3 protein-coding genes and 1 pseudogene are annotated in these 1568 nt (G+C 49.6%); all 4 read right to left on the bottom strand.

The window, feature by feature from the left end; translation table 11 throughout:
• Positions 1–161, bottom strand: a pseudogene (locus tag Q0257_RS03905) (threonine/serine exporter family protein); the annotation flags it as partial.
• The gene (locus Q0257_RS03900) at positions 154–969 is read right to left on the bottom strand and encodes a threonine/serine exporter family protein (protein WP_298021786.1); all 816 of its coding nucleotides are present in this window, start codon (positions 967–969) and stop codon (positions 154–156) included. The gene Q0257_RS03900 and the pseudogene Q0257_RS03905, both read right to left, overlap by 8 nt.
• A gap of 25 nt (positions 970–994) precedes the next feature.
• Positions 995–1465, bottom strand: coding sequence for a hypothetical protein (locus Q0257_RS03895; RefSeq protein WP_298021783.1), 471 nt, complete (start codon positions 1463–1465; stop codon positions 995–997).
• A 2-nt stretch (positions 1466–1467) separates the two neighbouring features.
• The coding region (locus Q0257_RS03890; RefSeq protein WP_298021789.1) for a hypothetical protein at positions 1468–1568 on the bottom strand (101 nt) is incomplete at its 5' end.

The following is a 1568-nucleotide window of genomic DNA, read 5'->3' as shown; positions in this document are numbered from 1 at the left end:
TGGCTTTGAATCAGCAAAAACCTGCATGAATGCGCAACCGCCGCAAGCAGCGCCGAGAAGGCTAGCGTCTTTTTAGGCGGCATGCACGCATACGCAAACCCGAGCCCCGCCGCAGCGGCAAAGCAAGCATCCTTAAATACCAAAAGCGCTATATCAAACATTTACAAGCCCCAAATTTGAGATGCTAAGCGTCAGAAAGAGCCCGATCGCGATGCAGATGATCAAAAGCCCGGTGTTCAGCCCTCTGCTGATGCCTACGAGCATATTTTCGTTTAGGATGTCAAATACCGAGTTGATCAGCCAGACGCCGGGAATCAAAAACAATATGCTCGATCCCACGGCTACGTCTGGTGTGGCGCTAAACCCGTAGCGAGCGCCTAGCGAGACGATGAAGGAGACTGCGAACGAAACCGCGATGTATTGGATTTTTAGGTTGATTTTAAGCTTGCTAAGTAGATAGCGGGCGCAAATTCCAAAAGCCGTAGCCGCAAAAACGAGCGCCATCGCGCCGCCATCGCCGCCGAAAAGCTCGCAGAATGCGGCATTTGCGACGCTTAGCAAAACAAGAGTTTTGGCAAAGCTTTTCTTTTGCGAGGCTAAAATTTCTGCAAATGAGGCTCTGGCGCGCGCAAGGGGGATTTTTTCGTCGTAAATTTCCCAGCTAAGCGCGCTTAGCTCCGAGATCAGATCGAAGCTGATCTGCGCCGCAGCGCCCGTTTTGACGTAGGTGCGGCGGATGGAGTTGTCCGCGGGGTCCATCACGCTGATGATGAAGTGGCGCACGAAGATCATCAGGCTCGCCTCATAGTCGTAAGCGTCCGCTATCCTGCGCACGCAGCGCTCGATGCGCGCGGTGTAAGTGCCGATACTAAGCATCTTGGCGGTGTATTCGCTAAGAAAATTGGTAAGCTCTTGGATCTGCGGCCTCGCCGCCTCTGCTTCTTTTGTCGGTGCTATCTCTGCTATCATTATTTCCTCCGCTACTCTTGTAATCTCAATATCGTTTTGCGCTGTTTTCGTCGTTTTTACTTCTACGACGCTCGTTGTAGCTTCCTGTTTTTGCGGCGCCCGTCATCGTTTTTGATGTCGCTATGATGTCCGTCGTCGCGGAATTTTTATTTTTAAAATTTAATGCAGCGGCTCCCGTGGCGGAAATCTCGCTATCTAAATTTGACATGGAGGCGATACCTATGGCGGCAAAGCTTTGGTTGCTTAAATTTTGATCGTTCAAATTTAACGCCGCTTTGGAATTTTCGTCGTTTAAATTTAACGCCGAGGTTGAATTCTTGTCGCTAGAATTTTTTGTCGCAGCAGCGGAGCCTTCATCGTTCAAATTTGAAGCGGCGAAATTCTGCCCTTTTAAAGAATTTTGCTCGTTCAAATTTAACTCGCAGCCCGAGCTTTGCTCGCTTAAATTTAAACTCTCGGCATCCTCACAAGATCCGCTAAATTTAGAATTTTTCACGCTTACCTCAGACTGATTAGATCGAGCGGGTTGATGTGGTAGTTCTGTTGCGTCACCTCAAAGGTCAGATCCGAGCCGATGCGCCCGATGATGTAGCCCTTTT

It is taken from the genome of uncultured Campylobacter sp. (assembly GCF_938018035.1).
Lineage (GTDB): Bacteria > Campylobacterota > Campylobacteria > Campylobacterales > Campylobacteraceae > Campylobacter_B.
The sequence above is the reverse complement of the archived record's forward strand: the minus strand, read 5'-3'. Positions and strand labels throughout refer to the sequence as shown.

What these genes read in the sequence shown, in the direction of transcription:
- Q0257_RS03900 (WP_298021786.1), bottom strand. Translation starts at nt 969, where the DNA reads ATGATAGCAGAGATAGCACCGACAAAAGAAGCAGAGGCGGCGAGGCCG.